Here is a 23,061-nt window from a genome sequence, read left to right as displayed (position 1 = left end):
AGGTGTCAATCAAAGCGCATTATTACTACCAGTGTAATTTACCAGTCGCTGTACAAATTACCAGAAAGGGTAACATTAAATAACAAAACAAGTAGCGAAGATAACAGAAATTTTAGTGTGAAAGTTTAGGCTTACGTTGGCACTTAACTTACAAGGAAACATATCATGAGATGCAAAATTTGGCTTAGTCTTCCGCTTGCCGCTAGCCTTTGCGCATGTGGTGGTAGTAACGACAATGATGAAGATAAATTACCAGAACTTAACGCGCTTAATAATAGCTCTGCGCCGTTGAAGTCAGCTTCATCAGCACAGTTTAGTCAGTTTATTAAAAACGGCATTTTCGTTGCCAGCGGTGGGTTGAATAATGGCGATGATTTGGAAAATCCATCAGCAACCACAGATAGTGCACCTTACTCAGGCACCAATCAACTGGTTGAAGGGGTATCAGAAAGCGACCGGATTAAATTCGATGGCCGTTACTTATTCATCGGTGGCTCGACCAGCGTTGCATATGCGGATACTGACAGCAAAACCTTCGTTAGGATCTTAGATACAGAAGCTACGGATGTCCCTACACAAGTTAATGAATTAGCGGTATCAGATTCAGAGTTTGCAAGCCAAAATCTTTACCTTAAAAACAATCAACTCATCAGCGTATTAATGGACTATGAGTATGATTTTGCTGATGATATGTCATCGCTAGAGGTGCGACCTGAGGTCAATTATCAAGGCGTGATTGAGCTTGCTTTTAGTAACGTATCCCTACCCGCACAGGCTGAGGTCGAAAAACGCTTTCAAATTGATGGTTCACTAGTTGGCAGCAGATTAATCGGTGACAAACTCTATGTTATCGCCGACCATACTATACGCTACAGTGGTTTTAATAGCGCTGACAAAGTAGCAAGCTACAATCGCTTAATGGACACTAACATTAACGATTTATTACCTCAATTTAGAAATTTAAAGCAAGGAAGTGCAGCGCCACTGGTTGCCGCAGATGGCTGTTATTTGCCAGCAGATGCTACCGCGCAAGATGGATATAATGGCTTAACAACAGTGACTGAGATTGACATTCGCAATCCTGATGAGGTGAAAACAACTTGCGTCAGTACGCGCACCTTTGGCTTTTATATGTCTGCAACAGCTGTGTATCTTTACAATTACTCCTTTAATGGCAGTGATGGAGATGTCAACACATCAATCTGGGATCCATCAGGCATAGTATTGCATAAGTTATTGTTAACGGATGAAGGGGTGACATACCAAGCAACTGGTGAGGTGGAAGGTCAACTTGCTCGTGTCAGCGATACGATGGCTGCGACTCGATTTGATGAAAAAGATGGCGTTCTGCGCGTAGTAACGAGTCAGTATGATACAGATATCGGTAATAGTCATAAGTTGTATATGCTTAAACCACAAGGGAATGAACTCAACACCGTGGCGACGCTACCAAATAGCCAAAATCCAACCCCTATTGGCAAAATTAATCCGGATACAGGGCTTGTGGATGAAGACATTTATGCGGTTAGATATTTTAACGAAACCGCCTATATCGTGACCTTTAGACAAATAGACCCTCTCTACGTTCTGGATTTATCTGACGCATCACAGCCTAAAATTGCGGGAAGTTTAGAGATCCCCGGTTTTTCTTCTTACCTGCACCCTGTTGGTGACGGTTTGCTTCTTGGGGTAGGTCAGCACCTTGGAGACCCTGATGGAAACGTGCAGCCCGGCACCAAAGTGAGCTTGTTTGATGTTGCAAATCCTGCTGAACCCAAGCTATTAAAAGATCATACGTTTACAGGGGGATTTACACCGCTGGAATATGATTATCGCGCTTTGGCCATGCTAAAAGACAATGCCTCAGTAACCCGGTTCACTTTGCCGATTGTTTACTGGAATACAGAGCAAGTGAATGAAAGTAGTTATAACTGGTATAGCCAAAACGATCTCGCCGCATTTGAAATTATCCACGGCGTGGACTCAACACTCACTTATCGCGGGAGTAGCCGTGCCGAGGTAGCAACGCCCATAGCGAGTGACAAAGCACTCGGGTATACCGAAGCAGATAGAGGGCTTATTCAGGCTGATAAACTGCTTTATATCCATGGCAACTACGTGTGGCAGAGTAATTGGCAAACGCCTGCTGACAACAGTGGACCACATTAACCTAACTCCCTTTGAATATTAGGTTGTTGTACACTGTTTCGTTGCCAAGCGGTGAACTGTAGCACTGCTTACCACAGCTTCAGAGTTAACGTTACTTTTGCTGAGTCTGTATCAGCGAAACAGTGATTTTGGCCCCGCCCAGCGCGGGGCTTTTTTGAATTACAATGGTACCGCCAAAACGAGTGACTATACGTTGCACAAAGGCCAAACCAATGCCATACCCTGATTGCGATTGAGAATCGTCGCGATAAAACGGTAGTAGCACTTTGTCTCGAACCTCGTTACTTATACCTATTCCATCGTCTTCAATAATAAACTGAACCTTGTCATTATCGACTCGGGTTGCTAGTGATACTTTAGCGTTGGCATATTTTATCGCGTTAGATAATAAGTTATTGATTAGCATGCGTAAGTACTGATCTTCACCGATGACCCAGCAAGGTTTTGACGACAGTTTTAGTGTTAAGTCTTGATAGTGGGCGTTATTAGCTAACTGGCGAGTCATCGCATTCAAGTCAACAGGTTGAAGTTCCACGTCGTCAAGACGGTGCTGCAATCTTGCGTAATCTAAAATAGCATCAATCACTTGCTCCATTTCATCAAGGTTTTGGTTGATCCTATCTTCGTACTGTGTCCGCAGCTCATCATCATGAGTTTCAACCAGTGTGTCTAGCCCCATTCTTACCCTTGCAAGTGGCGTACGTAACTCATGAGAAAGTCCGCTGCTTAATAGCTTCATGTCAGTCATTAACCCGGCTATTTGTCGTGCCATTTGATTAAACGCTTGCTCAATATCCTTTAAGTACCATACCGTACCGACTTGCACGCGGGCGTTGAGTTCGCCTTTACCCAGCTGATGTGCGGCATTTTTGAGCTTTAACAGTCTGGCAATAAATGGGGTTAAAAAGGCGACGACGACAACGATAACGATAGCGTAAAATAACAAGGTCATGAGCAGGCCATATTTAGTCTGCAATTGCTTCTGCATTGTTAAAATATAGACATTTTCTTGGCTTATAAGTATGCAAGCGCTTACTGATGATTCGCTTTCGAGGTAAATAAACCGCTGTTGAGAGAGTTTGCGGCTTAAGCTCACAGGAAGTGGATAGTCGGCTCTTGGTACAAGTTGAGCGGTTAGTGTTTGGTGCAGTGGGATCGCAATAATTTGTGATTCAGGTATGTTGTCTTTAGCCATTGCGGCAATAATTGGTGCGGTTGTGCTAAGTGGATCGTAGTGGGCTTCATTATTTTCTGAGGATGAGGCGATAAGTGTGTCAAATATCAGACCTGTGATAACGCTTGCGAGCGTTAAGATGGTAAGCAAAGCAAACACGAAGCGCCACATTACCACACGTCCTTTGCCAACTGATATCCTTTACCCCATACCGTCTTTATTTTAAATGGGTTTTGGCCATCATCACTTAGCTTCTTTCTCAGTCGCGAAACACGCAAATCTATAGAGCGGTCAAACCCATCATAATCAAATCCTCTGAGTGCTTTAGTAAGCTCATCTCGGGTAACAATTTGTCCAGCTTTACTGGCAAGTACCCAAAGCGCATCAAACTCATTGCTGGATAAGTTAACGAGCTGCCCAGCAAGAGTAACGCTTCTGTCTTTTTTATTGATATAGAGAGCGCCAAACTCAAGTGTTTGTTTGGGAGCGGTATCTTGAGGATGATGGCGCCTTAATAGCGCTTTTATGCGAGTTTCTAATAACCTGCCTCTTACTGGCTTTTTGAGATAGTCGTCAGCACCCATCTCTAAGCCGATAATTTCATCAATTTCCTCATCCCTTGCTGTTAGCATTAATATTGGGATGCTTAGCGACTGACGCAGTTGCTTGCAGACTTCAAAGCCATCCAAACTTGGCAGCATGCCGTCTAAAATCACCAAATCGGGAGGAGAGGCTAAAACGTGCTCCAGCCCGTCTTGACCATCATGATATAGCCCCACTGAAAATCCCTTGGTAGAGAGGTAATCACTCAGCCACTGGGCCAATTCTTTATCGTCTTCTATTAGGACTAACTCGGCTACCACAACTACTCCTAGAAAAGTCGCCAACGCACGGCGTTACTTTTTTGTTGTTTAAACACCCAAGCATATTGCAGCGCATAGCTTGCGAGAATATCCTTGTTATCTTCTAAGGTAATAAGCAAATCTTTCTCAACTAAAATCTCGCCTTTCCAACTCGCGGTTTTTTGCTGCTGCCAACAAACCAGCTCTTTTTCATCGGCATGGAGACAAAAGTTACCGGCCACAGAGGTTTGCCAGGTCACTGAGAGGTCGATAAAACATTGCTGACCTTGTTCGAGCGCAACACATTGCCCGGGTTTTACGGTCCATACGGGGACGTTAATTTCTTCTTTCGCTTGAGTTTGCATTGCGAGTAGGGCTAAGCCAAATAGTCGTTTTTTCATATTTAGCTCCTCAAAAAACGTAGCTAAGTGACAAGCCAATGCTTTCACCATGCTCAATTCTATCGTTAAAACTGACAATTGCTTTGGTGATAGGACTATCCATAATACCTGATGCATATTTGGTGTAGCTGACGTGGCCATCGACTATCCAATTTTCTGTTAAAGCGCGTGAAAATCCGAGCTTTACCCCAAGATTAGCCCCGCCTTTGGCATCGTAACCTTTAAATGGTGCGCCACCGTAGTAATAATCTAACATGGCCGAGTTTCGGTATTGTGCACCGACTGCGCTATAAAAGTGCCAGTTTTTGTATTGCCAGGGTTTAGAGATCCATAATGAAGCGTAGCTACCATCTGAATAATCTGAGTTAATCACTTTTGGTGCAACAATAGCTCTAATTTGTAAGCCAAATACATCCCCTGTAGCTCTTACCCCAAGATAAGACGAAGTGTTTAGCCCATAGCGAGTCCCGCCAAAACGGTAATTTATTCGCCCATGAGCGGTTGAGAGTAGGGCATCAAATTCCCAATTTTCTGTTTCATAAAACTGATAACCGAGTGCAAGTGCTGGGTCAAACTTCTCAGCGCGGCCTGGAAATTCGACAAATAGACCATTACTAAAATAGTAGGCGCCATGTACAGTGGGCGAAAACGAGGTCTCGGCATTATTGTAAATATCGCTGTTGTAATTTATCCCGTAACCAATGGCCAAATAGCCGTGACCTTCTTTTTTGGCGTTAGTGCTTTTGGCCTGCGCTGCACTTGCGGCCATAAGCACGGCTGCAATCAATAAATGTGTTTTCATAGCAATTTCTATTAGTTATTAATTTGCTAGTTACTGTAGTGAGTGTAAGCGAGTATAGCTGTATCGACTTTCTGCAAGTTGTATCGAATTGTATCCAGCTTGTTCTGGCTTTCCATAATGGTCTGACATTATGCCTGAAAATAAAGGAAGTCGTTACTGTTTGATACATTTTGAAAAAGTCAGAGACAGCATGGCGTGCATACCTTAGTTATTGTTTTATCACTTAAACGAAACGAGGTATTTCTCATGAGAACACTAAAACTGGTCACATTATTGTGTGGTGGTCTGTCGTTATTTGGTTGTAATGATAGTCAGTCGACGTCTAACCCTAAACCGAGCCCTGTCTCTCCTCCCGTAGCCGAAGTTGATTTTCAAGCGATGCTCGAACAAAGTGTTGAAGCGGGTATCCCTGGTATTGTGCTCTATATTGATTCGCCTACGCTTCAATTTTATGGTGCTGCCGGGTTAGCAGATAAAGAAAATACGATACCCATGACCACGGACGCTAGGATCCCAAATGGCAGTGCGGGGAAAAAAGTAACAGCGCTCTTAATGGCGATGTTGCATGAACAACAGTTATTAGATCTAGATGCACCGATAAGTGATTATTTGTCTGACGAACTTTTACAACAGATAGAAAACGGTGACGAAATGTATGTTCGGCAGTTACTCAATCATACGGCTGGATTATATGATTATCTCAATGATGCTAACGGCGAATTTTTTGCTGCAGTATTACAACAGCCAGACTTAATAAAAACGGACAGCTTTGCGCTGCAGTTTGCTCTCAATCAAGACGCCAATTTCAAACCTGGAGCTGCGTGGAAATATTCTAATACCGGGTATTTATTGGCGGGCCTAATTATGGATAAAGTTTTGGGGGAGCATCACTCAAAGGCGATGCGTGAGTATATCTTTGAACCATTTGGCTTAAGTAGTATGAGTTATGGAGGGATCGAAAAGGCGTTTGGTGAAATTGCATCAGGGTACTTTGTTGATGATGAGGGCAATGAAATTAATACGCAGCCTTACTATGCCAATATTGGTGTGGCTGATGCACCGATTGTATCGACGGCTAAGGACCTTGGTGACTTATTTAAAATCATAATAACGAGCCCAGATATTCCCGCTAAGGTGCGTGAGCAATTGCTAGGCGAATCTGTATGGGTGGATACTGATGTCACCGGACAGCAATACAGCATGGGTATCTTTAGCGAGCAAGTCGGAAATAAACCGGTTTATCATCATAACGGTGCTGAGATTGGGTACGCGACGTTAAATTGGTATCTGCCGTCAGAAAACATGGTTATGAGTGCAATTATTAATTGCCAAGGCTACAACCAATGCAATGCAGAGATTGACAAAATCTCAGATAAGTTACGCGATACACTTTTTGGTTTGTAAAGATAAGGGGCTACTCAGTGGCAGCCCCTCGGATCAATGCAGAAGTCTAAAACTGGTATTTCGCCCCAATAAATGCAAAACGTCCTACACCTGAGCCATAGGCACTATCAAAGTTACCTGAGCCGCCAATGATAAACGGACCTTTTTCATCAAATAGGTTATTCACACCACCATAAACAGAGAGAGTGCGGTTATCGCCTAGCTCCATGCTGTAGTTTACCGTTAAACTATGAGTCGTTACTGATGGCAGTGCACCTTGCCATAGGGGTTCTGGATCTGCGATACAGGTTGTTTCGCCTGTTGCACAGCGTTCATTATTCTTCTCGATAGCAGCCTGCCAGTCTTCATATCTCGAACGGCTGGCTTCCACTGCACCTTTATATTTTGTGCTCCAGCGTACACGCCAATCATTCTTATACCAAGTCAGTGAAATAGCGCCTTTGTCTTCAAATATATCGGTGTTGAGGTAGCCTTCATAAAGGTCTTCGTATTGCCCATCAGGACCCGTACTGGTGATTGAGTATTCGATTACGTGTGTCCAATCGGCTTTTACCTTAAAGCTACCGTAATCGCTAGCGTCATACACATACTCTAGTGCGATATCGTAACCTTTAGTACGGATCTCATCCGTGTTGATGACACGTTGATTGACTTCATAAATCTGCCCTTCTTCATCGCGTTTAATATCACGACAAAACTCGTTACTGTCACCGAATTCCATAGACGAAGCGTAACAGAACTTAATGATGTCTTCGTTAGCCAGTGAGCTTACCGCATCATCAATTTGAATATCGTAGTAATCTAGCGCAATTCTAAAATCCGGTGCAAAGGAAGGCGCTAAAGATAAACCAATGGTGATGGTATCTGCGGTTTCCTCAAATAGCTCGCTATTTCCTGAGTTGGGTGAGTAGCCGTTATTTTCGTCTTCAAAAGTACCTTCAGCGGCGATAGCGGCTTGTATTCCCGCATCTTTGCGGCAGTTGTCGTGGCCTGCATCTGTTGACGTCGCGGTAACACCATCACAGATATCATCAAAGCTATCATAGTCGCCACGAGGTGGTGACATAAGTTCGGTGATTGTCGGTGCTCTCATGGCTCGAGCCCAGTTTGCACGAATGGAATAACCTTCGATTGGCTCATAAATAAAGCCAGCCTTGTAACTTTGGATTAATCCCGTATTTGCCCAGCTGTAATCTGCGATACGAGCAGAGACCTCGGCGCTAAGCGATTTTGCCATTGGTGCGTCTTTTAATAGCGGTAACGATAATTCACCGAAGATTTCACGAACACTTACATCGCCTTCAAATGTGGGCACATAGTTAAACGTGACGCCACCATTTGGCACGTTGGTCGATACGCTCTGTGTATCTTTTCTGTATTCAAAACCAAAAGCTGAAGCAACGGCGCCTGCTGGGAGTTCAAATAAATCACCAGTAACAAATCCAGATACCGTTACCTGATCAATATCCGTTGTAATGGATGGATTGGCGCGAATATAGTCTGCCGCTTCAGGTGTGATTGAGCCTTCACCGAATAAATTAATTGGTACACAGCCTTGGCTACGTGCTTGCTCGTCTTTACACTGAATCGTACCATCAGCAAGGCGCTCAGCATTTAGCGCTTGTTTAACTCGCGCAACGTAGATTTCGTTACTGCGGGTTTGTTCTTGCTTAAATTTACCGTAGCCAACAGAAACATCCCACTCCCAGTCATCCCAAATATAACCGCGGAGACCACCCCAAGTTCTGATTGTTGTTCTTTCATTGCTGTTGACGATATTACCAACTTCAGTAAACAGCCTATCCCATTTTACGCCTTTTGAGCTTGCCTTATCTCGAATTGCTTCTGGCATATATGGATTATCATAAGGGATACGGCCCATGCAGTCGGAGCCAAATTGATTGCTGTTTGGGTCATAGGTCACAATCGCATCGCACTCATCTTCGCTTTCTGGCGATTTAACATTGCGAGAGGTATTACGGCTATATTGCAGTTGGAAGTATGCTTCTGTACCTGAGTCAAACTCGTACTCTGTTTTAATTGCCGCTGAGAGATCTTTGTCAGGCACCTTTAACATTGTAAATTGGTTGAAATCGATACCGTGAAGTTCTTCTTGCCAATCGTCACGTAAGGTGGTGCCGTCGTACCAAAAGCCGGAGTTAGGTTTGGCACTGCTTGACTCATCAAATACACCACCGGGAATTGAGTCGCTTAAACTTGTCCACTGTGATTTATCAATATCTCTCATGCAGTGATAGGCACTTTTTGTATCAGGGTCGTAGTTGGCAGTGAGCATCACGTTGCACATACGGTCGGTATCGTAGTCCCAGCTATCTTGCTGCTGAGCACGCTTTCTATCCCAGTAGCTTAGTCCTTTTTCTTCGTCGTAAGTAGCACTGACAAATAAGTAGCCTTTACCATTATCGTAAGTCGTACCGTAATCAGCATTTACCGTATATTCACGAGCGCCGCCTTCGGTACTTTCACCACCACGAGCACTAAATGTAGCCCCTTCTTGATCTTGCTGAGTTATGATGTTCACAACACCTGCAACTGCATCGGAGCCATAAGCCGCTGACGCACCACCGGTAATGATTTCAACTCGCTCAACCATACCTTTGGGGATGGTTGATAGGCTTACATAGTTGCCTGAATAACTGTTAGAAACTACTCGTCTACCATCAATCAAAGTTAATGTTCTGCTTTCGCCTAATTCGCGTAAGTCGATAGTTGAAAGCCCGGTATTTTGAACACTGCTTTGCGAGTTACCATTGCCTGTACCCTCACTGACCTGAGGCATTTCTTCAAAAAGAATATCTGAAAGCGAACCGAAGCCTGCATCATTGAGAGACTCAGCCCCCATAGTTGCGATAGGAGTAGGTACCGAAAAGCTATCACGCTTGATGCGAGAACCGGTGATGACGATTTTTTCTAGTGCTTTATCTTCACCTTGCGTTTTAACTACCGAACTACTTTGTTCAACTTGTTGACGGTCGATTTGTTGCTCTTCTGCCGTTGCTGTATTGCTACATGCGAGCGCAATAGACAGGGCGAGTAATTTAATATTATTGTTAGGTGACACGGGAGTCCCTCTTTTAATTTCTGATTGTTGTTTATTTATTAGATAGTTAGGGCTTGTTGAAAGAAGTACATACCTCATTGTTTTGACTAAGCAAAAAAGCACTGCACCTCATTTTAGCCATTGTGACCGTCACTATGATTCATGCAACGAATTGGACATCTATTCTTTGACGTTTTTAACTCTATTTAATATCTATTCTAAAATAAGTATATAATTCAATTTATTACGTCTTATTTTTTGAGGTATTGCATTGTTGCCATGATGCTTGTCGCGTTACTTTTGTCTTTTGGTCGCTAATTTAGGTATGATTTACAACGTATTTACCCATGGTTATAAAAATGCAGCACAGTGCGACTTATCAGTTATTAGATGTCAATATTGATCCGGTTGGGCATATTTTGTCCAATGCCGGGCAGGAGTGTTGTGTCCAGCCTAAATTTATCGAAGTGTTGACTGTATTGGCGCTTGCTTACCCAAACGTGGTTACTCGAGAAGAAATCATTGAGCAGGTTTGGGGAGGGAATCTATTTGTTGGAGAGAAAGCGCTAACTAATGCAATTTGGCATCTTCGTAAAACTTTTAAAACCCTACTTGCAAGTAACGAAGAAGAAAGCAGCACTGCTGATTTTGAGGTGATCGAAACCATAAGGAAGTCTGGATATAGACTAAAAATAAAGCCAACCTTCGTCGATATCAAGGCTACTCCCAGTAAGCCTAGCGAGCAAAATTTACCTTTCAAGCTCAAAGTGGCAGGGGTAGTAACCACATTATTCATTCTACTGAGTGTTTTTATATACTTCTTAGTTGAACAGTCAAGCCATCAACTCGAAAGCGTGACGGATTACCCAGGACGTGAGCTTTTTCCTAGTGTCTCCCCGAATGAGCAATACCTAGCGTTTGCTTGGAGAAAGTTTGGCAGTCATGCAGGACTATATTTAAAAAATCTAAAACGTCTTGATGAACCTCTTGAAGTATTAGTCGATGGTCCTGGAAATGTGTCGGTATCCGTGTGGGGGCGAGACAGTCGCACGCTCTTTTATATAGAGAAGCGCTCAGAAGCATGTACGATTAAGTCACTGGATATAGTGATCAAAACACAATCAGATATAGCTAGCTGTATTGCAGATACGACCACTACCTTAAGCTATTCGGCTGAAAAAAACCTCCTTGGATTTATCGCAAAGCAAGGCCCTACGGATCCTCCAAAAGTAACCTTGCTAAATTTAAACGATAAAACAGCGACAGAATTAGGTTGTGAGCTAGATTGTGACGGGAGTGGGCTTGAAAGTATTGCGCTTTCTCCCGATGCCAAGCAAATCGCGATTAGTCGTAACTTGCCGAACGGACTTGAAAATCTCTATTTGAAAAATCTGGATACCGGGAAGGAAGTTAAAATATTAAGTGGACATGATGACCTGCGAGGCGTGAGTTGGCATCCCAATGATGATTATTTGGTTGTATCAATGATTGAACATGGCGCACGTCGCGCGTATAAACTTTCACTTGAAGGTAAAGTATTGGGGACATTGCCGTTTGATGGGTTAAGTTACCCAAGCTTTAGTCAATCAGGGCATTTATATTTTCATGACTGGAACATTAATACTTCTATTATGAAACTTGACCTTAACGCGCAGGTCACCAGTTCACCCTTCCCATTACTACAATCACAAACTAGTTTCCGTTATCCCAGTTATTCACCTGTGTCGGAGCGTTTACTCTTTGTGTCTAACCAATCAGGGTTTGATGAAGTTTGGGTGTCTAATTTGGAAGGTGATCAGCGAATACAACTGACAGAGCTTGGGTTACAAGCAATGCACCCTGTATGGTCACCTGATGGCACTAAAGTGATTTTTACCACAAAGTCACATCAAGGAAGCCAACTTCAACTTTTGGATATGGCCACAAAACAAGTAACGCAACTCAAAACTGGGCTAAAGTATCACGGTAAACCCAGTTGGTCTCAAGACGGTAGCTCAATTTATATTTCTGATGACAATAATGTATTTCGCATTTTTCTTGATTCAAAAACCGCTCCAGTGAAGTTAACTACTGGCACCACCGCACTTGAACATGAAGGGTTGTTGTACGTATATAAAAGCGAGACACAAGAAATGTGGCGTATCGATCTGGCAACTGGGGTCGATACGCTGTTATTTGAAAATGCACACTTGGCTTCGAGCGCAAGCTGGTCAGTGTCCGATGCGGGACTTTACTATTTGTATGTTCGTCGTGGAGACTTCCGCATTAGTTATTTTGACTTTGCCAGTAAAGCGCATAAAGATATTATCCGAGTTCCAGAACGTAGCTTTAGCCGAAGTCGCGGGCTTGTATATATAGCAGAAAAACAGTGGCTGCTATTTACCGGTTACGAAATCCCACAAGTAGATATAAAACGAATCGAAATGTAGTCATGAGTCACAATTTCTCGACTATCATAACCACAGGTTTGGATAAGAAATTAGCTATCCCAAGCTCAGGTTATATAACAAACTCAAGGCAATTAGCCCTTAGATGAAGGATTTAAACAATGATTGAAGCTGGACAAAAATTACCACAAGCCGAGTTGAACGAACTTACTTCAGACGGCATGGTTAATCACGAAGTAACAGCGTTGTTCGCTGGTAAGAAAGTAGTGCTTTTTGCGGTTCCTGGTGCCTTCACACCGACTTGCTCGGCGTCTCATTTACCCGGTTTTGTCGTGAATGCAGATAAATTTGCAGAAAAAGGTGTTGATATCATCGCATGTGTATCGGTAAACGATGCTTTTGTAATGAAAGCTTGGGGTGATGCACAAAATGCAGAAGCAATTATGATGCTTGGAGACGGCGATGCGAGCTTTACCAAAGCGCTAGGGCTTGAAATGGATACCGGTTCATTTGGCGGTGTACGTTCGCAGCGTTACGCTATGATTATTGAAGACGGCGTCGTGACAACACTCAATGTAGAACAACCTAAGCAATTTGAGGTCAGTAAAGCAGAAGCTATTTTAGATGCTCTATGACTGTAAAATTCAATGACCTGAAGTTCAGGTAAATAATACCAGTTCGCTTTGAATGGCCTAAAGGTGCGCTTGTCTGAGCGAATTGGTATGAAAAAGGGCTACTATTTTTACATTTAAAAATCATCCAAAAAATGATTAGAAGACGTGCGCCATGGCTGGAGACGAGAGTTTTCCTACTCTTGTAAAAGGTTACATGGAATTAATGTCGTTACAGTAGTTTTTCCGACAATGTCAGAGGTCAATATGTGATGGTAAAATCAGCCCATGATTTTGACGAGTGTGGCTACGTTATAAAACACAATTTTATACCGTCCGTCGAACTTAACAAAATAAAGCAAGTCGTTTTAGCGTTTCATCATGCGTGGCGGGCTGACAATAATGACTTTTATCAAAACAGAGCAGTAAATTCTGCCTATCTTACTGCACCAAAGTACCTAGGCGAACAGCAAAGGCTTGTCCTTTTTCAATTCATTGCCTCTACTCCTCTGGTGTCTCTAGCCGCATCCATATTTTCGGGTGAATTTAGGTTTATGAATACTCAGCTATTTTTTAACCCAGTGAACACCACTCAACTCAATTATTGGCACCGAGATCCGCAATACCATTTAACCATCGAAGAGCAAAAACAAGCGTTGTTGTCGGGGCCCGAAGTGGTTCACTTTCGGTTAGCACTGGAAGATGAGCCCGGAATAGAATTGATCCCAGGTACCCACAAGCGTTGGGACACAGTTCAAGAGTTAAATGTGAGGTTAGAGCAATCAGGGCATCATAATCATGAAAGTCTGTCAGAAGGTAAAACTATTCCACTGAAAGCGGGTGATCTTCTCGCTTTCTCAGCCAATATGATACATCGCGGTATTTATGGCAAAAATAGGTTGGCACTTGATATATTATTTTGTGAGAGTGACCCCAAACTCACTCAGTATATTAACCAAGAGTGTTTACCCGAGGGAGAAATGCTGACGTTACTTGACGTACCACATGTTTTTCACCGTTAAGTAGTTTATTTCGAGGTAAGTAAAGCTCAACACGATTAGCCCCTGTTGAGCTTAAAATATGAATTAATTAACCTGAGCTGCGGATAATTAATGCCTTTCTAGCAGCCAGTTTTAGCGCTAACTGCGTTGAATTCACTTCCAATAGCCAGCTATTGGTGCGTAAATTCGCCTTGTTTTTCCTAAAACTTGCTGGCTAGACAAGGAAAAACTAAGTTGTGCTTTAGCAACAATGAGTTGGAACATTCCTTATCCAAACCTCAGGTTAATTAGATTCTATAAGTCGCATTCGCAGGATTGGAAAAGGCTTGCCCATATCGTCAGTTGGTGAGCGTTCATATACCTTAAAACCTTTTGCTTCATAAAAGCCGACGGCTTCTGGGTTTTGCTCATTGACATCGACAAACTGCACATTTTGTGTTTCAAGCGCAAAGCGAAGCAGTTCAGTACCGACACCATGTCCTCTGCTTTTCGCTAGCACAAACAACATCTCGATTTTTCGGTCATGTACACCGATAAAACCGACAATATTCGCGTCGCTATTTTTTACACAGTGCAGCGTAACGTTTGGAAACGCCTGTTCAATAATAATAGGTTTAAAATAAGCGATATCCGCGTCAGTGATAAAATCATGAGTGGCTCGCACAGAGTCTTCCCAAACAGCCAGTAATTCCTGGTAATCGTTTGGTGTAACTGGACTTATCATCATTTTTCCTTTTGCCTAATAAAACAGTCCAAATGGGTAAAGCGATAAACAAAAGGGAGATTAGCCAGCCGGACGAGCATAACATACCCGATGCATTAAGGGTACAACGGGTATTACGGTAAATTACTTGTATGTGGCTGTATCGATAGTGCGCGCCCTTAACTATTCATCTAGTTGAAAAAATGCAACTTGATCGGTAAGTAGTTTGGCTTGATTTTCCATATTTCTACCTGAACGAGATGTTGTTTCAACCAGAGTAACGTTCTGCTGAGTAATATTATCCATTTGTGCGATGGTAGTGGAAACCGCAGCTATCCCTTCAGCTTGCTCTTTTCCCGCGTTATCTATGTCTGCCACCATTTTGCTCACCTCGGCAATTGATTGCATTAGCTCATCGAAAGTCGTGCCAGACTCGTATACAAGTTTGCTACCTTGCGCCACAGCATCAACGCTATTTTTGATCAGTGCTTTGATTTCACGTGCCGCTGATGCGCTACGTTGAGCAAGGTTTCTTACCTCTCCGGCAACCACGGCAAATCCGCGTCCAGCCTCACCAGCCCGGGCTGCTTCAACGGAAGCATTGAGTGCTAAGAGATTTGTTTGGAAAGCGATTTCGTCAATGACACTGATAATGTCAGAGATTTTCGTGCTGTAAGATTCGATTTTACCCACTGCGGTAATGGCATCATCAATCGATGCTTTACCTGAGTGTGCTTTTTCTCTAACAATAGTCGCTTTCTCTGCTGCATTACTTGCGCTACTCGCATTCTTTTTAACCGTAGCGGTAAGCTCTTCCATAGTGGCGGCGGTTTCTTCTAAGCTCGCCGCTTGATTTTCAATGCGGCTATTGAGTTCTTCGTTGTTATTCGCGATTTGTTTAGCCACATCAAACACTTGCTCTGCACCATTGTTTATGGTGTTAACTAAGTCGCTTAATTTATCGAATAAGCCGTTCATTGCTTGTTGTAGCACCGAGAACTCGCCACCTATGTGGTGGGTGATCCTATGTCTTAAATCACCTTGTTCCATTGCTAAAATAGCATCTTTAATATGTTCAACCGCTTGTTTTTGTTCTGTGATATCCGTTGCATATTTAACGACTTTAAAGGGACGGCCTTGTTGATCGAGGATAGGGTTATAAGACGCTTGGATCCATACCTCTCGACCTTGTTTTGCCAATCTTAAGTATTGTCCTGAGTCGAATTCACCTCGGTTGAGCTTTTGCCAAAATTGCTGGTATTCAGAGCTAGTGGCTTGTTCGTGTGTGGCAAAAATACGGTGATGTTTACCTTTGATTTCATCAAGTGAGTACCCCATCGTATCTAGGAATGACTCATTGGCCCATAAAATAGTACCGTCCATTGCAAACTCAATGACGGCTTGTGATTTACGAATGGCTTGAAGCTGACCATCAAAATCAGCAGCAATGGCCTTTTGCTCGGTAATGTCCGTTGCGAACTTAACAACTTTTATTGTCTTGCCTTGCTCGTCTAAAATGGGGTTGTAGGTAGCACTAATCCAGATTGCTTTGCCACCTTTGCCTAAACGGTGAAACTCTCCGGATTCAAATTGGCCCTGTTTTAAACGCTGCCAGAATGCTTTGTATTCACTGCTTTGCGCGTAAAAGCTGTCGACGAACATGCTGTGATGCTTGCCAATGATTTCTTCTTTTTTATAGCCCATGACAGACAGGAAGTTTTCATTTGCTTTTAAAATATTACCTTGCAAATCAAACTCGATAACGGCTTGCGAGCGATTGATGGCTTTGAGTTGTCCGGCAAAGTCGAAAGACGCCAGTTTTGCTTGAGTAATATCCGAGGCATATTTGACGATTTTGCCCAACTGGCCATTTTCGTCATAGATGGGAGTATAGGTTGCTTGGATCCACAGAGTGTTTCCTGATTTGGTTAGGCGTTTAAACTCACCTGATTGATGCTTTCCTTGTCGTAAAGCGTGCCAAAAGTCTTGATATTCGCTGCTCTCAGCGTCTTCTCGTGCCACAAAGAGTCGGTGATGTTGACCTTGTATTTCACTTAATGTGTAACCAACCGCATTTAAAAATAGCCTGTTTGCAGTCTTTATGTTGCCGTAAGAGTCAAACTCAATAACGGCTTGAGTTTGTTTGATGGCATCAACTTGCCCTTGAAAGTCAGCAGCTTTTGATTTTTGAGCGGTGATATCTGAGGCATATTTTACGACTTTGATAGGTCTATTCTGTTCATCAAAAATTGGATTATAAGTGGCTTGGATCCATATCGTTTTACCTGATTTTGTTTGCCTTGCGAATTCACCTTCAAAAAATTCGCCATTGTTTAGGCGTTGCCAAAATGCTTGATACTCCTCACTGGCTGCGTAGTCATCCTTAACAAACAGACTGTGATGCTTGCCTTGTATTTCCTCTAGGCTGTAACCCATAACAGACAAAAAGTTGTCATTCGCGCTCAGCACTTTACCGTGCATGTCGAACTCGATAATCGCAAAGGACGCTGATAAAGCTTGTAAATTTGCACTCATGTTGGCAATGGTGGTGAGGTAATCACTGATGTCAGTCGCAATAACTAAAATTCTGCCTTCTTGAGTACGTGATAGCTCTAGTAACAACTTCTTCGGTTTGTTGTCATTCGCTGTATTGAGTGAGAGCTCAACCTTAGCATGTGCTTGGTGCTCAAGTTGAGCGAGTCCACGCTTAAGCACGGCGGCATCTTCTGCGGTGTGACATATAAAAGCGAGAGATTTCAGCTCGTGGGTAACTGGGTATCCGAGTAAGCGGTTAAAGGCCGGACTAACCTGAAAAATATCTGTTTGATAATCCACTTCTAAGTAAGGGGTTGTTGCCTTAAAGTGTTGAAATAGCGCTGTATCTTGTCCATCTTGCTTTTTTGCTTTTCCCAAGCCAAACGTGATCATATATAAGCCACTCGTCGCGGTAAATTTTAACAATATTAACTATAGTAAAGTTGCTTAGGTCCGCCACAAAATAGCCGCAAAACAAACATATAATCGTGCGACTTAAAGCAAATTACCATCACGGATAATAAGGGTATAGCCGTAACTCAAATGTCTTGGTAAAATCTTCGCCAATTTTTATAAAAACGAGCATTAAGATGGGCAGAGCATTTGAAGTCCGCAAAAACGCCATGGCAAAAACGGCGGCGGCAAAGACAAAAGTAAACTCAAAATACGGAAAAGAGATTTACGTTGTTGCTAAAAATGGCGGCGCAGATCCTGAAACGAACTTGTCACTACGTCGTTTAATCGACAAGGCAAAGAAAGATCAAGTTCCTGCACACGTTATTGATAAAGCAATCGAAAAAGCGGCAGGCGGTGCAGGTGAAGATTACACGCCAGCGCGTTACGAGGGTTACGGTCCTGGCAACAGCATGATCATCGTTGACTGCTTAACAGACAACATGAACCGTACTATCAAAGATGTTCGCTTACCGTTTACCAAAACTGGTTCAAACTTAGGTAACCCAGGTTGTGTGGCGCATATGTTTGACCACTTTGCAATCTTAGGATTTGCAGGTGATGACGACGAGTCAGTTTTGGAAGCGCTAATGATGGCTGATGTTGATGTTACTGACGTAGAAGTTGAAGACGGCCAAGTTTCTGTTTTCGCACCTCACACTGAATACTTCAAGGCGAAAACTGCACTGACAGAAGCGTTTGAGGGGATCACGTTTGAGGTAGACGAAATCACTTGGGTGCCGCAAACTCACGTAGAAATTGAAGATCCAGAAGCAATCGAGACATTCGAAAAGCTAATCAATATGCTTGAAGATGTGGATGACGTACAAAACGTTTACCACAATGCGATTGTCAAAAGATAAGCCGCTTATCGATATAGCGCACAAATAGTTAAGGCCGACATAGTTCGGCCTTTTTATTGCCTATGCTTTACACCTCGCAACATTAGTTTTTATCATGGCAACAGGAAACAATAATAGTAGCGTTTGCGAGCCAATATAGATGACCCAATTAACGTGCCTTGCAATGGGAAAGTAGCCATCCCCTTGGTTTGCGAACAGCCAAAATTGACCGATAATAGCATCCGCTAGCATTGCTAGGATAAAGCCGCTGGCAACTGCGAAGTTGGCTTTTTCGTTGAATTTAACGTTTTGAATAATAAGCCAAAAACCAAATACGCCGAGCAAGGTCACTAATAAGCTATAACTTGCGCTCAACAGCAGGGAGTATTGGCTTATCGTGGGTAGGTACATCATTTGATAGCTAAGCGACGATAACGTAATAGACACCACAACCAATACGGTCGCGGTTGCTAATGTTAATGCAAATTCCCGTCTTAAAAACCGAATAAGCAGTCCAAGTAAAAGCCCATAACCAAGGGCAAAAAACCAAATAGAGTCGATCAAGTAGTCATGCTTTATGGTTTGATCTTGACGATGATAAAGCTCAAAGAGATTGAAGTTGACGATATCTCCGCAAGTACACAAGAGCAAAGCAATCCAACATAATTTTATATCTTTGTGCAAACTGCTAGGGCTAGTAGCCAAGCTTGTTTTACGAACATGCCACCCTAATCGCAACACAAGAAGTAGTGAGACTGATGGTAAAACCCATTGAAATAAGGCTTGGTGACTTTGCCAAAGTAGGCTGCTGCCAAGCAAAGACGTAACCGTTGCAATGCCAAGTAAAAGCAATGTGATAAGTTTATAGTGGACGGTTTGCAGTATATTATTCACAGTCATTCCTTGTTGGCAATTATGGCAAGCTGTTTAGAGGCTCGTTTTTTCACCTTATGCAAAGTGTAATAATTATCTGCGTAATTGCCTCTTGCTGTATCAATTTACAGTACAATCATTTACAGTATTTGTCTTGTAGATCTATTACATTGCTACTTTTTATAAGGGTAACGCTTTCATGTCTAATCTTAAACTCAATATAGCGCTTTCATGCTCAGTTCTTGCATTGGCTTTTTCTGGGTTTAATGTCATTCAAACCAAATTAGCAACCTCTCCTGTGGCAACGCACGTGTATCAAAGTCCCACTCAACAGCCCCACTATAATGCAACTCAGTATACACAGGATGCTCAGATTTCAACTGACGAGTCTGAACAAATTGCTAAGTTAATGGCTCGGATCAATAAACTTGAAACGAGGTTACAGGCGTTGTCGATGGAAAAGTCAGATTTACTCTCTGAGCAGGCGCCGGATGAGTTTGAGTCTTTAATCTTCTCTTTGATAGAAAAGCGTGAACAGCAGAAAATCGACGAGATGAAAGCAGAAAACCCGATTTATGGCTTTTATGAAGACTTACCCGAAGACTACGAAATGCGGATCAAAACTGATCCTGAGTACGCAAGTCAAATCAGCAACGATTTAAAACAGAAAATTCTAAATAACAGTTTACCGGCGGCGGAGCGTTTAGCTGCAATGAGTCAGCTGCAAATGAACATGTTTATGCTAAATCGCAATGAGTTAGAGCAATATGATTATCAAGCAGTAGAATCTATCCTCAATATGACGCATAACATGAGTGATGAAAAGTTGAGGTTACAGGCGCTTGAGCTCGTGTCGCGTACACCTATCGTTGATGAGCGTTTGTCACAATCGTTTGTGAAAATGTTAGAGCAAGAGCCTAATGATTACGTGAAAAGTCTCGCAGCAGAAGGATTGATGTCACAGTACTTCCAGTCAGGCGCCGATCCAAAGCAGCAACAAAGGATCGCACAAGATTTGCTGTCTCTCTACGAAAATGCATCGGACCCTAAGGTTAAAGCCATCCTCAAAAACTTGATGGGTGATGAGCGTATGCTAGAAGAGTTAAAACGCCAGTCTAATGGCTGACGTACATTAAGGCTAACTGAGTGAGAAGCTGAGCTTTACCAAACTTTGGTACTTTTAGTAATAGTTGCACTTGGGTGTTCAGCTTAATCCCCGGCTCTAGTTAATTAATACCGAAAATCAAGGAAATGATAAATGCAAATCGTTGCACTTGATGCGAGTGTTCCATCGCTTGATACATTAATAGCAGAAATCGATGCGCTGATGAATTCGCTATATCCTGTTGAAAGCAACCAGCTATCGGTGTTGCAAGAGTTATGTTCACCTACTGCGCATTTTATTGGCATTATCCAGCATGACGAGATCATTGCTTGCGGCGCAATCGTCGAAAAGCATCATGATTGTCTCTATGATGAGTTGAAAAGACTGTATGTAAAGCCAAATCATCGCGGTCTTGGTTTATCAAAAGCAATCTTGTCCGAGTTAATCGCTTTTGCAGATAATCGTCAATATTCACTGATACGGTTAGCAACCGGAGTTAAACAACCAGAAGCCCTCAGGTTATATGCACAGTTTGGTTTTATCGAAAGAAAAGAATTTGGTGATCATAGATCGGATCCGCTGTCTGTCTATATGGAGTTAAAACTTGGAAAATAAGCAGTTAGATATTGAATATCAAGTAATCAAGGAACATATCAATGAGTTTCCAACCCCCATCACGTTTAAACAAGGCGCCAGATTGACCGTTGGTGAAGAATATGAGGGCGAAGAGGGTTGGGACAATTGGTTTTTCTGTGAAACTGAGGAGCAAGTGTCTGGTTGGGTACCTGCTCAAGTGTTTCGCTTAGTCAATCCCAAACAAGGTATCGCATTAGTGGACTATACCGCTCAGGAACTATCGGTAGTTCAAGGTGAACACTTATTAGGGCATAACCAACTCAATGGTTGGGTGTGGTGCTCAAGTAAAAAGTCAGAGCTGCAAGGTTGGGTACCGCTTCGTAATCTAACACAAATTTAGGGCCTGTTTATCTTTCAAGTTTGTTTTTGCAGCAGTTTGATTGGTATTTATACAAAGCAGAGTCTGCGTAGCATAGTTACTCTATGTGAGTCAGGCGATAAAGACTTTGTGCTTCTGCAAAGTCACCTTACCCCACATCCTTGTGGGGCAACACAGAAGAAATGCTAATCAAGCGCTGCCCTTTGGGTTCACCTGAGTGCGCTTTGTTCATTGTTGCTCAACTTTTGCCTAGATTACTAGGCGACAAGTCGAGCGTCGCGACCAAAACACACTCAGGAGAACAAAAGTCAAACAGCAAAGCTCAACAGGCCCTCGTGTGTTGCTTTTTAGCAACACTCCTCTCTTTTCTTTACTACTTTTTTAAAATACTTGTGTTTTTCGTCAGTTTCCCGCCCACTCAGTCACTTTTATAGCAATTATTTCAAGATGGGTTTTAGTTTTAATTTATTGATTTTTAACTGTTTTTATTTTTTCAGGTTTCTTAGAAAATATAAGAAAAAATTTTCGATATTTTTATAAAAATTTTTTCTGGCGGCTCTACTCAATACCGAATGTGAATGATTGTCGCATGAAACTTAACCGCTTTGGGCTGCACTTACATCCTAATTTTTTATGGTGTTGCTTTTATGCGACATCTTAACTTATTGAAAATAAATATGTTTTTATTTTATCTCAAAGTCACCTGTTGCTAAATGGCAACAATCTCACTGAATCCGTCCTTAATGAAAATCTACCTTTACTTTTAACCTATTGATTCTTAATAGCTTTTAAACTTTGGCATCAAAGTTGGAATAGTTATCTCGAAAGCAAAAAACATTCGCTTCAACACAAACCAACGTAGAGAAGCAGAAACGACAAGTTTAGAAATATGAGAGGAACTGATTATGAAAACTTTAGCAATCGCACTATCAGCAGCTGTACTTTCTTTCGCATCAGTAGGTGCTCACGCAAACTCTGAGTTTGATAAATACGATGTTGATGGAGATGGCTACATCTCACTAGGCGAATCAAAAGCAAATCCAAATTTGATGGCGCAGTTTAAAGACCTTGACGCCGACCAAGACGGCCAATTAAGCCAGTCTGAGTTTGATAACTTTGAAGGCTAAGCACGAGCCGACGACATAATAGCAAAGTTTTAAATATACCCCAATTTAAGGAAAAGATTATGAAAAATGTATTAGCAGCACTATCAATCGCAGGTTTATCAATGGTTTCAGCGTCAGCACTCGCTGGTGATGACTTCGCAAAATTGGATACTGATGGCAACGGTTCAATCAGTGTAACAGAAGCGAGCGTAAGCGCGTCATTGAGTGAGCAGTTCGCGGATTTAGACGCTAATGCCGATGGCGAACTAAGCAAGTCAGAATACGCAAATTACGAAGGCTAATTTGGCACTGGATTTTATAATGAGTTAAAGAGCTGGGTCGCGTGCCTAGCTCATCAGAACAAAATGACACAATTGAAGGATTAGATTATGAAAAACGTACTAGCAGCACTATCAATCGCAGGTTTATCAATGGTTTCAGCATCAGCATTTGCTGGTGGCGATTTCGAAAAACTAGATACTGATGGCAACGGTTCAATCAGCGTTACTGAAGCAAGCGTAAGCACTTCGTTAACTGAGCAGTTTGCAGACTTAGACGCGAACGCCGATGGCGAGCTAAGCAAATCTGAGTACGCGAACTACGAAGGTTAATCGCTAGGTGGGCATAGCGCCCACTG

The 23,061-nt window shown here is 42.6% G+C and carries 21 protein-coding genes; 13 read left to right on the top strand and 8 right to left on the bottom strand.

Going from position 1 to position 23,061, the window contains the following annotated elements:
* The first annotated feature begins 165 nt into the window (after positions 1 to 165).
* The gene (locus GSF04_RS04200) at positions 166 to 2,169 is read left to right on the top strand and encodes a beta-propeller domain-containing protein (RefSeq protein ID WP_211856781.1); all 2,004 of its coding nucleotides are present in this window, start codon (positions 166 to 168) and stop codon (positions 2,167 to 2,169) included.
* A 91-nt stretch (positions 2,170 to 2,260) separates the two neighbouring features.
* On the opposite strand, the gene GSF04_RS04195 is transcribed toward GSF04_RS04200, so the two are convergent.
* The 4 genes from GSF04_RS04195 to GSF04_RS04180 are packed head-to-tail and all read right to left on the bottom strand — an operon-like array spanning position 2,261 to position 5,388.
* Positions 2,261 to 3,514 (bottom strand): ATP-binding protein, encoded by a 1,254-nt coding sequence (locus GSF04_RS04195; protein WP_211856778.1) that lies wholly within the window; start codon positions 3,512 to 3,514, stop codon positions 2,261 to 2,263.
* Positions 3,514 to 4,206 (bottom strand): response regulator transcription factor, encoded by a 693-nt coding sequence (locus tag GSF04_RS04190; RefSeq protein ID WP_211856776.1) that lies wholly within the window; start codon positions 4,204 to 4,206, stop codon positions 3,514 to 3,516. Before GSF04_RS04190 ends, GSF04_RS04195 begins: the two co-directional genes overlap by 1 nt.
* Before the next feature lie 8 nt (positions 4,207 to 4,214).
* A complete protein-coding gene (locus tag GSF04_RS04185) occupies positions 4,215 to 4,586 on the bottom strand; it encodes a DUF3019 domain-containing protein (protein WP_211856774.1) in 372 nt (123 codons plus the stop codon).
* Positions 4,587 to 4,596: 10 nt separating this feature from the next.
* Complete coding sequence (locus GSF04_RS04180; protein ID WP_211856773.1) at positions 4,597 to 5,388, bottom strand: MipA/OmpV family protein; 792 nt, start codon at positions 5,386 to 5,388, stop codon at positions 4,597 to 4,599.
* Between the two features lie 246 nt (positions 5,389 to 5,634).
* Here GSF04_RS04180 and GSF04_RS04175 point away from each other — a divergent pair, with 246 nt between their 5' ends.
* Entirely contained in the window at positions 5,635 to 6,792 is a 1,158-nt protein-coding gene (locus tag GSF04_RS04175) for a serine hydrolase domain-containing protein (RefSeq protein WP_211856772.1), read from the top strand.
* A 46-nt stretch (positions 6,793 to 6,838) separates the two neighbouring features.
* Here the strand turns inward: GSF04_RS04175 and GSF04_RS04170 are convergent, their stop codons facing one another.
* Positions 6,839 to 9,874 carry a TonB-dependent receptor gene (locus GSF04_RS04170; RefSeq protein WP_211856771.1) on the bottom strand — a complete coding sequence of 1,012 codons (3,036 nt, stop codon included), beginning with the start codon at positions 9,872 to 9,874 and terminating at the stop codon, positions 6,839 to 6,841.
* A 338-nt stretch (positions 9,875 to 10,212) separates the two neighbouring features.
* On the opposite strand from GSF04_RS04170, the gene GSF04_RS04165 reads away from it, so the two are divergent.
* The 3 genes from GSF04_RS04165 to GSF04_RS04155 all read left to right on the top strand — a co-directional run bounded on the left by GSF04_RS04165 (position 10,213) and on the right by GSF04_RS04155 (position 13,873).
* Positions 10,213 to 12,282 (top strand): winged helix-turn-helix domain-containing protein, encoded by a 2,070-nt coding sequence (locus GSF04_RS04165; RefSeq protein ID WP_211856770.1) that lies wholly within the window; start codon positions 10,213 to 10,215, stop codon positions 12,280 to 12,282.
* Between the two features lie 119 nt (positions 12,283 to 12,401).
* On the top strand, positions 12,402 to 12,875 hold the full coding sequence (locus GSF04_RS04160) for a peroxiredoxin (RefSeq protein ID WP_211856769.1): 474 nt from the start codon (positions 12,402 to 12,404) through the stop codon (positions 12,873 to 12,875).
* Between the two features lie 248 nt (positions 12,876 to 13,123).
* Entirely contained in the window at positions 13,124 to 13,873 is a 750-nt protein-coding gene (locus tag GSF04_RS04155; RefSeq protein WP_211857505.1) for a phytanoyl-CoA dioxygenase family protein, read from the top strand.
* 262 nt (positions 13,874 to 14,135) lie between these two features.
* Here GSF04_RS04155 and GSF04_RS04150 read toward each other — a convergent pair whose 3' ends face one another.
* A complete protein-coding gene (locus GSF04_RS04150) occupies positions 14,136 to 14,576 on the bottom strand; it encodes a GNAT family N-acetyltransferase (RefSeq protein ID WP_211857502.1) in 441 nt (146 codons plus the stop codon).
* 162 nt (positions 14,577 to 14,738) lie between these two features.
* The gene (locus tag GSF04_RS04145; RefSeq protein WP_211856768.1) at positions 14,739 to 17,483 is read right to left on the bottom strand and encodes a methyl-accepting chemotaxis protein; all 2,745 of its coding nucleotides are present in this window, start codon (positions 17,481 to 17,483) and stop codon (positions 14,739 to 14,741) included.
* Positions 17,484 to 17,680: 197 nt separating this feature from the next.
* Here GSF04_RS04145 and GSF04_RS04140 point away from each other — a divergent pair, with 197 nt between their 5' ends.
* The gene (locus GSF04_RS04140) at positions 17,681 to 18,406 is read left to right on the top strand and encodes a YebC/PmpR family DNA-binding transcriptional regulator (protein WP_010375669.1); all 726 of its coding nucleotides are present in this window, start codon (positions 17,681 to 17,683) and stop codon (positions 18,404 to 18,406) included.
* A 60-nt stretch (positions 18,407 to 18,466) separates the two neighbouring features.
* Here the strand turns inward: GSF04_RS04140 and GSF04_RS04135 are convergent, their stop codons facing one another.
* Positions 18,467 to 19,285: a hypothetical protein gene (locus GSF04_RS04135; RefSeq protein ID WP_249122337.1), complete on the bottom strand. Its 819-nt coding sequence runs from the start codon at positions 19,283 to 19,285 to the stop codon at positions 18,467 to 18,469.
* A 172-nt stretch (positions 19,286 to 19,457) separates the two neighbouring features.
* On the opposite strand from GSF04_RS04135, the gene GSF04_RS04130 reads away from it, so the two are divergent.
* The 7 genes from GSF04_RS04130 (at position 19,458) to GSF04_RS04105 (ending at position 23,035) form a co-directional block, all read left to right on the top strand.
* Entirely contained in the window at positions 19,458 to 20,384 is a 927-nt protein-coding gene (locus GSF04_RS04130; protein ID WP_211856763.1) for a hypothetical protein, read from the top strand.
* 132 nt (positions 20,385 to 20,516) lie between these two features.
* Positions 20,517 to 20,978, top strand: coding sequence for a GNAT family N-acetyltransferase (locus tag GSF04_RS04125; RefSeq protein ID WP_211856761.1), 462 nt, complete (start codon positions 20,517 to 20,519; stop codon positions 20,976 to 20,978).
* Positions 20,968 to 21,339, top strand: coding sequence for an SH3 domain-containing protein (locus GSF04_RS04120; RefSeq protein ID WP_211856760.1), 372 nt, complete (start codon positions 20,968 to 20,970; stop codon positions 21,337 to 21,339). The genes GSF04_RS04125 and GSF04_RS04120 overlap by 11 nt, the downstream gene beginning before the upstream one ends.
* 161 nt (positions 21,340 to 21,500) lie before the next feature.
* On the top strand, positions 21,501 to 21,752 hold the full coding sequence (locus GSF04_RS23490) for a hypothetical protein (protein ID WP_349251733.1): 252 nt from the start codon (positions 21,501 to 21,503) through the stop codon (positions 21,750 to 21,752).
* A gap of 471 nt (positions 21,753 to 22,223) precedes the next feature.
* Positions 22,224 to 22,445 carry a calmodulin gene (locus tag GSF04_RS04115; RefSeq protein ID WP_010375679.1) on the top strand — a complete coding sequence of 74 codons (222 nt, stop codon included), beginning with the start codon at positions 22,224 to 22,226 and terminating at the stop codon, positions 22,443 to 22,445.
* A gap of 59 nt (positions 22,446 to 22,504) precedes the next feature.
* The gene (locus GSF04_RS04110; RefSeq protein ID WP_010375680.1) at positions 22,505 to 22,726 is read left to right on the top strand and encodes a calmodulin; all 222 of its coding nucleotides are present in this window, start codon (positions 22,505 to 22,507) and stop codon (positions 22,724 to 22,726) included.
* 87 nt (positions 22,727 to 22,813) lie between these two features.
* Complete coding sequence (locus tag GSF04_RS04105) at positions 22,814 to 23,035, top strand: EF-hand domain-containing protein (protein ID WP_017218754.1); 222 nt, start codon at positions 22,814 to 22,816, stop codon at positions 23,033 to 23,035.
* Positions 23,036 to 23,061 lie beyond the last annotated feature (26 nt).

Source organism: Pseudoalteromonas sp. A22 (genome assembly GCF_018141345.1).
GTDB classification, from domain to species: Bacteria; Pseudomonadota; Gammaproteobacteria; order Enterobacterales; family Alteromonadaceae; genus Pseudoalteromonas; species Pseudoalteromonas maricaloris.
The sequence above is the reverse complement of the archived record's forward strand: the minus strand, read 5'-3'. Positions and strand labels throughout refer to the sequence as shown.

Bases quoted from the DNA above. Each gene is read 5' to 3' on its own strand.
- GSF04_RS04200 (WP_211856781.1), top strand. From the start codon at position 166: ATGAGATGCAAAATTTGGCTTAGTCTTCCGCTTGCCGCTAGCCTTTGC.
- GSF04_RS04195 (WP_211856778.1), bottom strand. From the start codon at position 3,514: ATGTGGCGCTTCGTGTTTGCTTTGCTTACCATCTTAACGCTCGCAAGC.
- GSF04_RS04185 (WP_211856774.1), bottom strand. From the start codon at position 4,586: ATGAAAAAACGACTATTTGGCTTAGCCCTACTCGCAATGCAAACTCAA.
- GSF04_RS04180 (WP_211856773.1), bottom strand. From the start codon at position 5,388: ATGAAAACACATTTATTGATTGCAGCCGTGCTTATGGCCGCAAGTGCA.
- GSF04_RS04175 (WP_211856772.1), top strand. From the start codon at position 5,635: ATGAGAACACTAAAACTGGTCACATTATTGTGTGGTGGTCTGTCGTTA.
- GSF04_RS04165 (WP_211856770.1), top strand. From the start codon at position 10,213: ATGCAGCACAGTGCGACTTATCAGTTATTAGATGTCAATATTGATCCG.
- GSF04_RS04160 (WP_211856769.1), top strand. From the start codon at position 12,402: ATGATTGAAGCTGGACAAAAATTACCACAAGCCGAGTTGAACGAACTT.
- GSF04_RS04155 (WP_211857505.1), top strand. From the start codon at position 13,124: ATGGTAAAATCAGCCCATGATTTTGACGAGTGTGGCTACGTTATAAAA.
- GSF04_RS04150 (WP_211857502.1), bottom strand. From the start codon at position 14,576: ATGATAAGTCCAGTTACACCAAACGATTACCAGGAATTACTGGCTGTT.
- GSF04_RS04145 (WP_211856768.1), bottom strand. From the start codon at position 17,483: ATGATCACGTTTGGCTTGGGAAAAGCAAAAAAGCAAGATGGACAAGAT.
- GSF04_RS04140 (WP_010375669.1), top strand. From the start codon at position 17,681: ATGGGCAGAGCATTTGAAGTCCGCAAAAACGCCATGGCAAAAACGGCG.
- GSF04_RS04135 (WP_249122337.1), bottom strand. From the start codon at position 19,285: ATGACTGTGAATAATATACTGCAAACCGTCCACTATAAACTTATCACA.
- GSF04_RS04130 (WP_211856763.1), top strand. From the start codon at position 19,458: ATGTCTAATCTTAAACTCAATATAGCGCTTTCATGCTCAGTTCTTGCA.
- GSF04_RS04125 (WP_211856761.1), top strand. From the start codon at position 20,517: ATGCAAATCGTTGCACTTGATGCGAGTGTTCCATCGCTTGATACATTA.
- GSF04_RS23490 (WP_349251733.1), top strand. From the start codon at position 21,501: ATGCTAATCAAGCGCTGCCCTTTGGGTTCACCTGAGTGCGCTTTGTTC.
- GSF04_RS04115 (WP_010375679.1), top strand. From the start codon at position 22,224: ATGAAAACTTTAGCAATCGCACTATCAGCAGCTGTACTTTCTTTCGCA.
- GSF04_RS04110 (WP_010375680.1), top strand. From the start codon at position 22,505: ATGAAAAATGTATTAGCAGCACTATCAATCGCAGGTTTATCAATGGTT.
- GSF04_RS04105 (WP_017218754.1), top strand. From the start codon at position 22,814: ATGAAAAACGTACTAGCAGCACTATCAATCGCAGGTTTATCAATGGTT.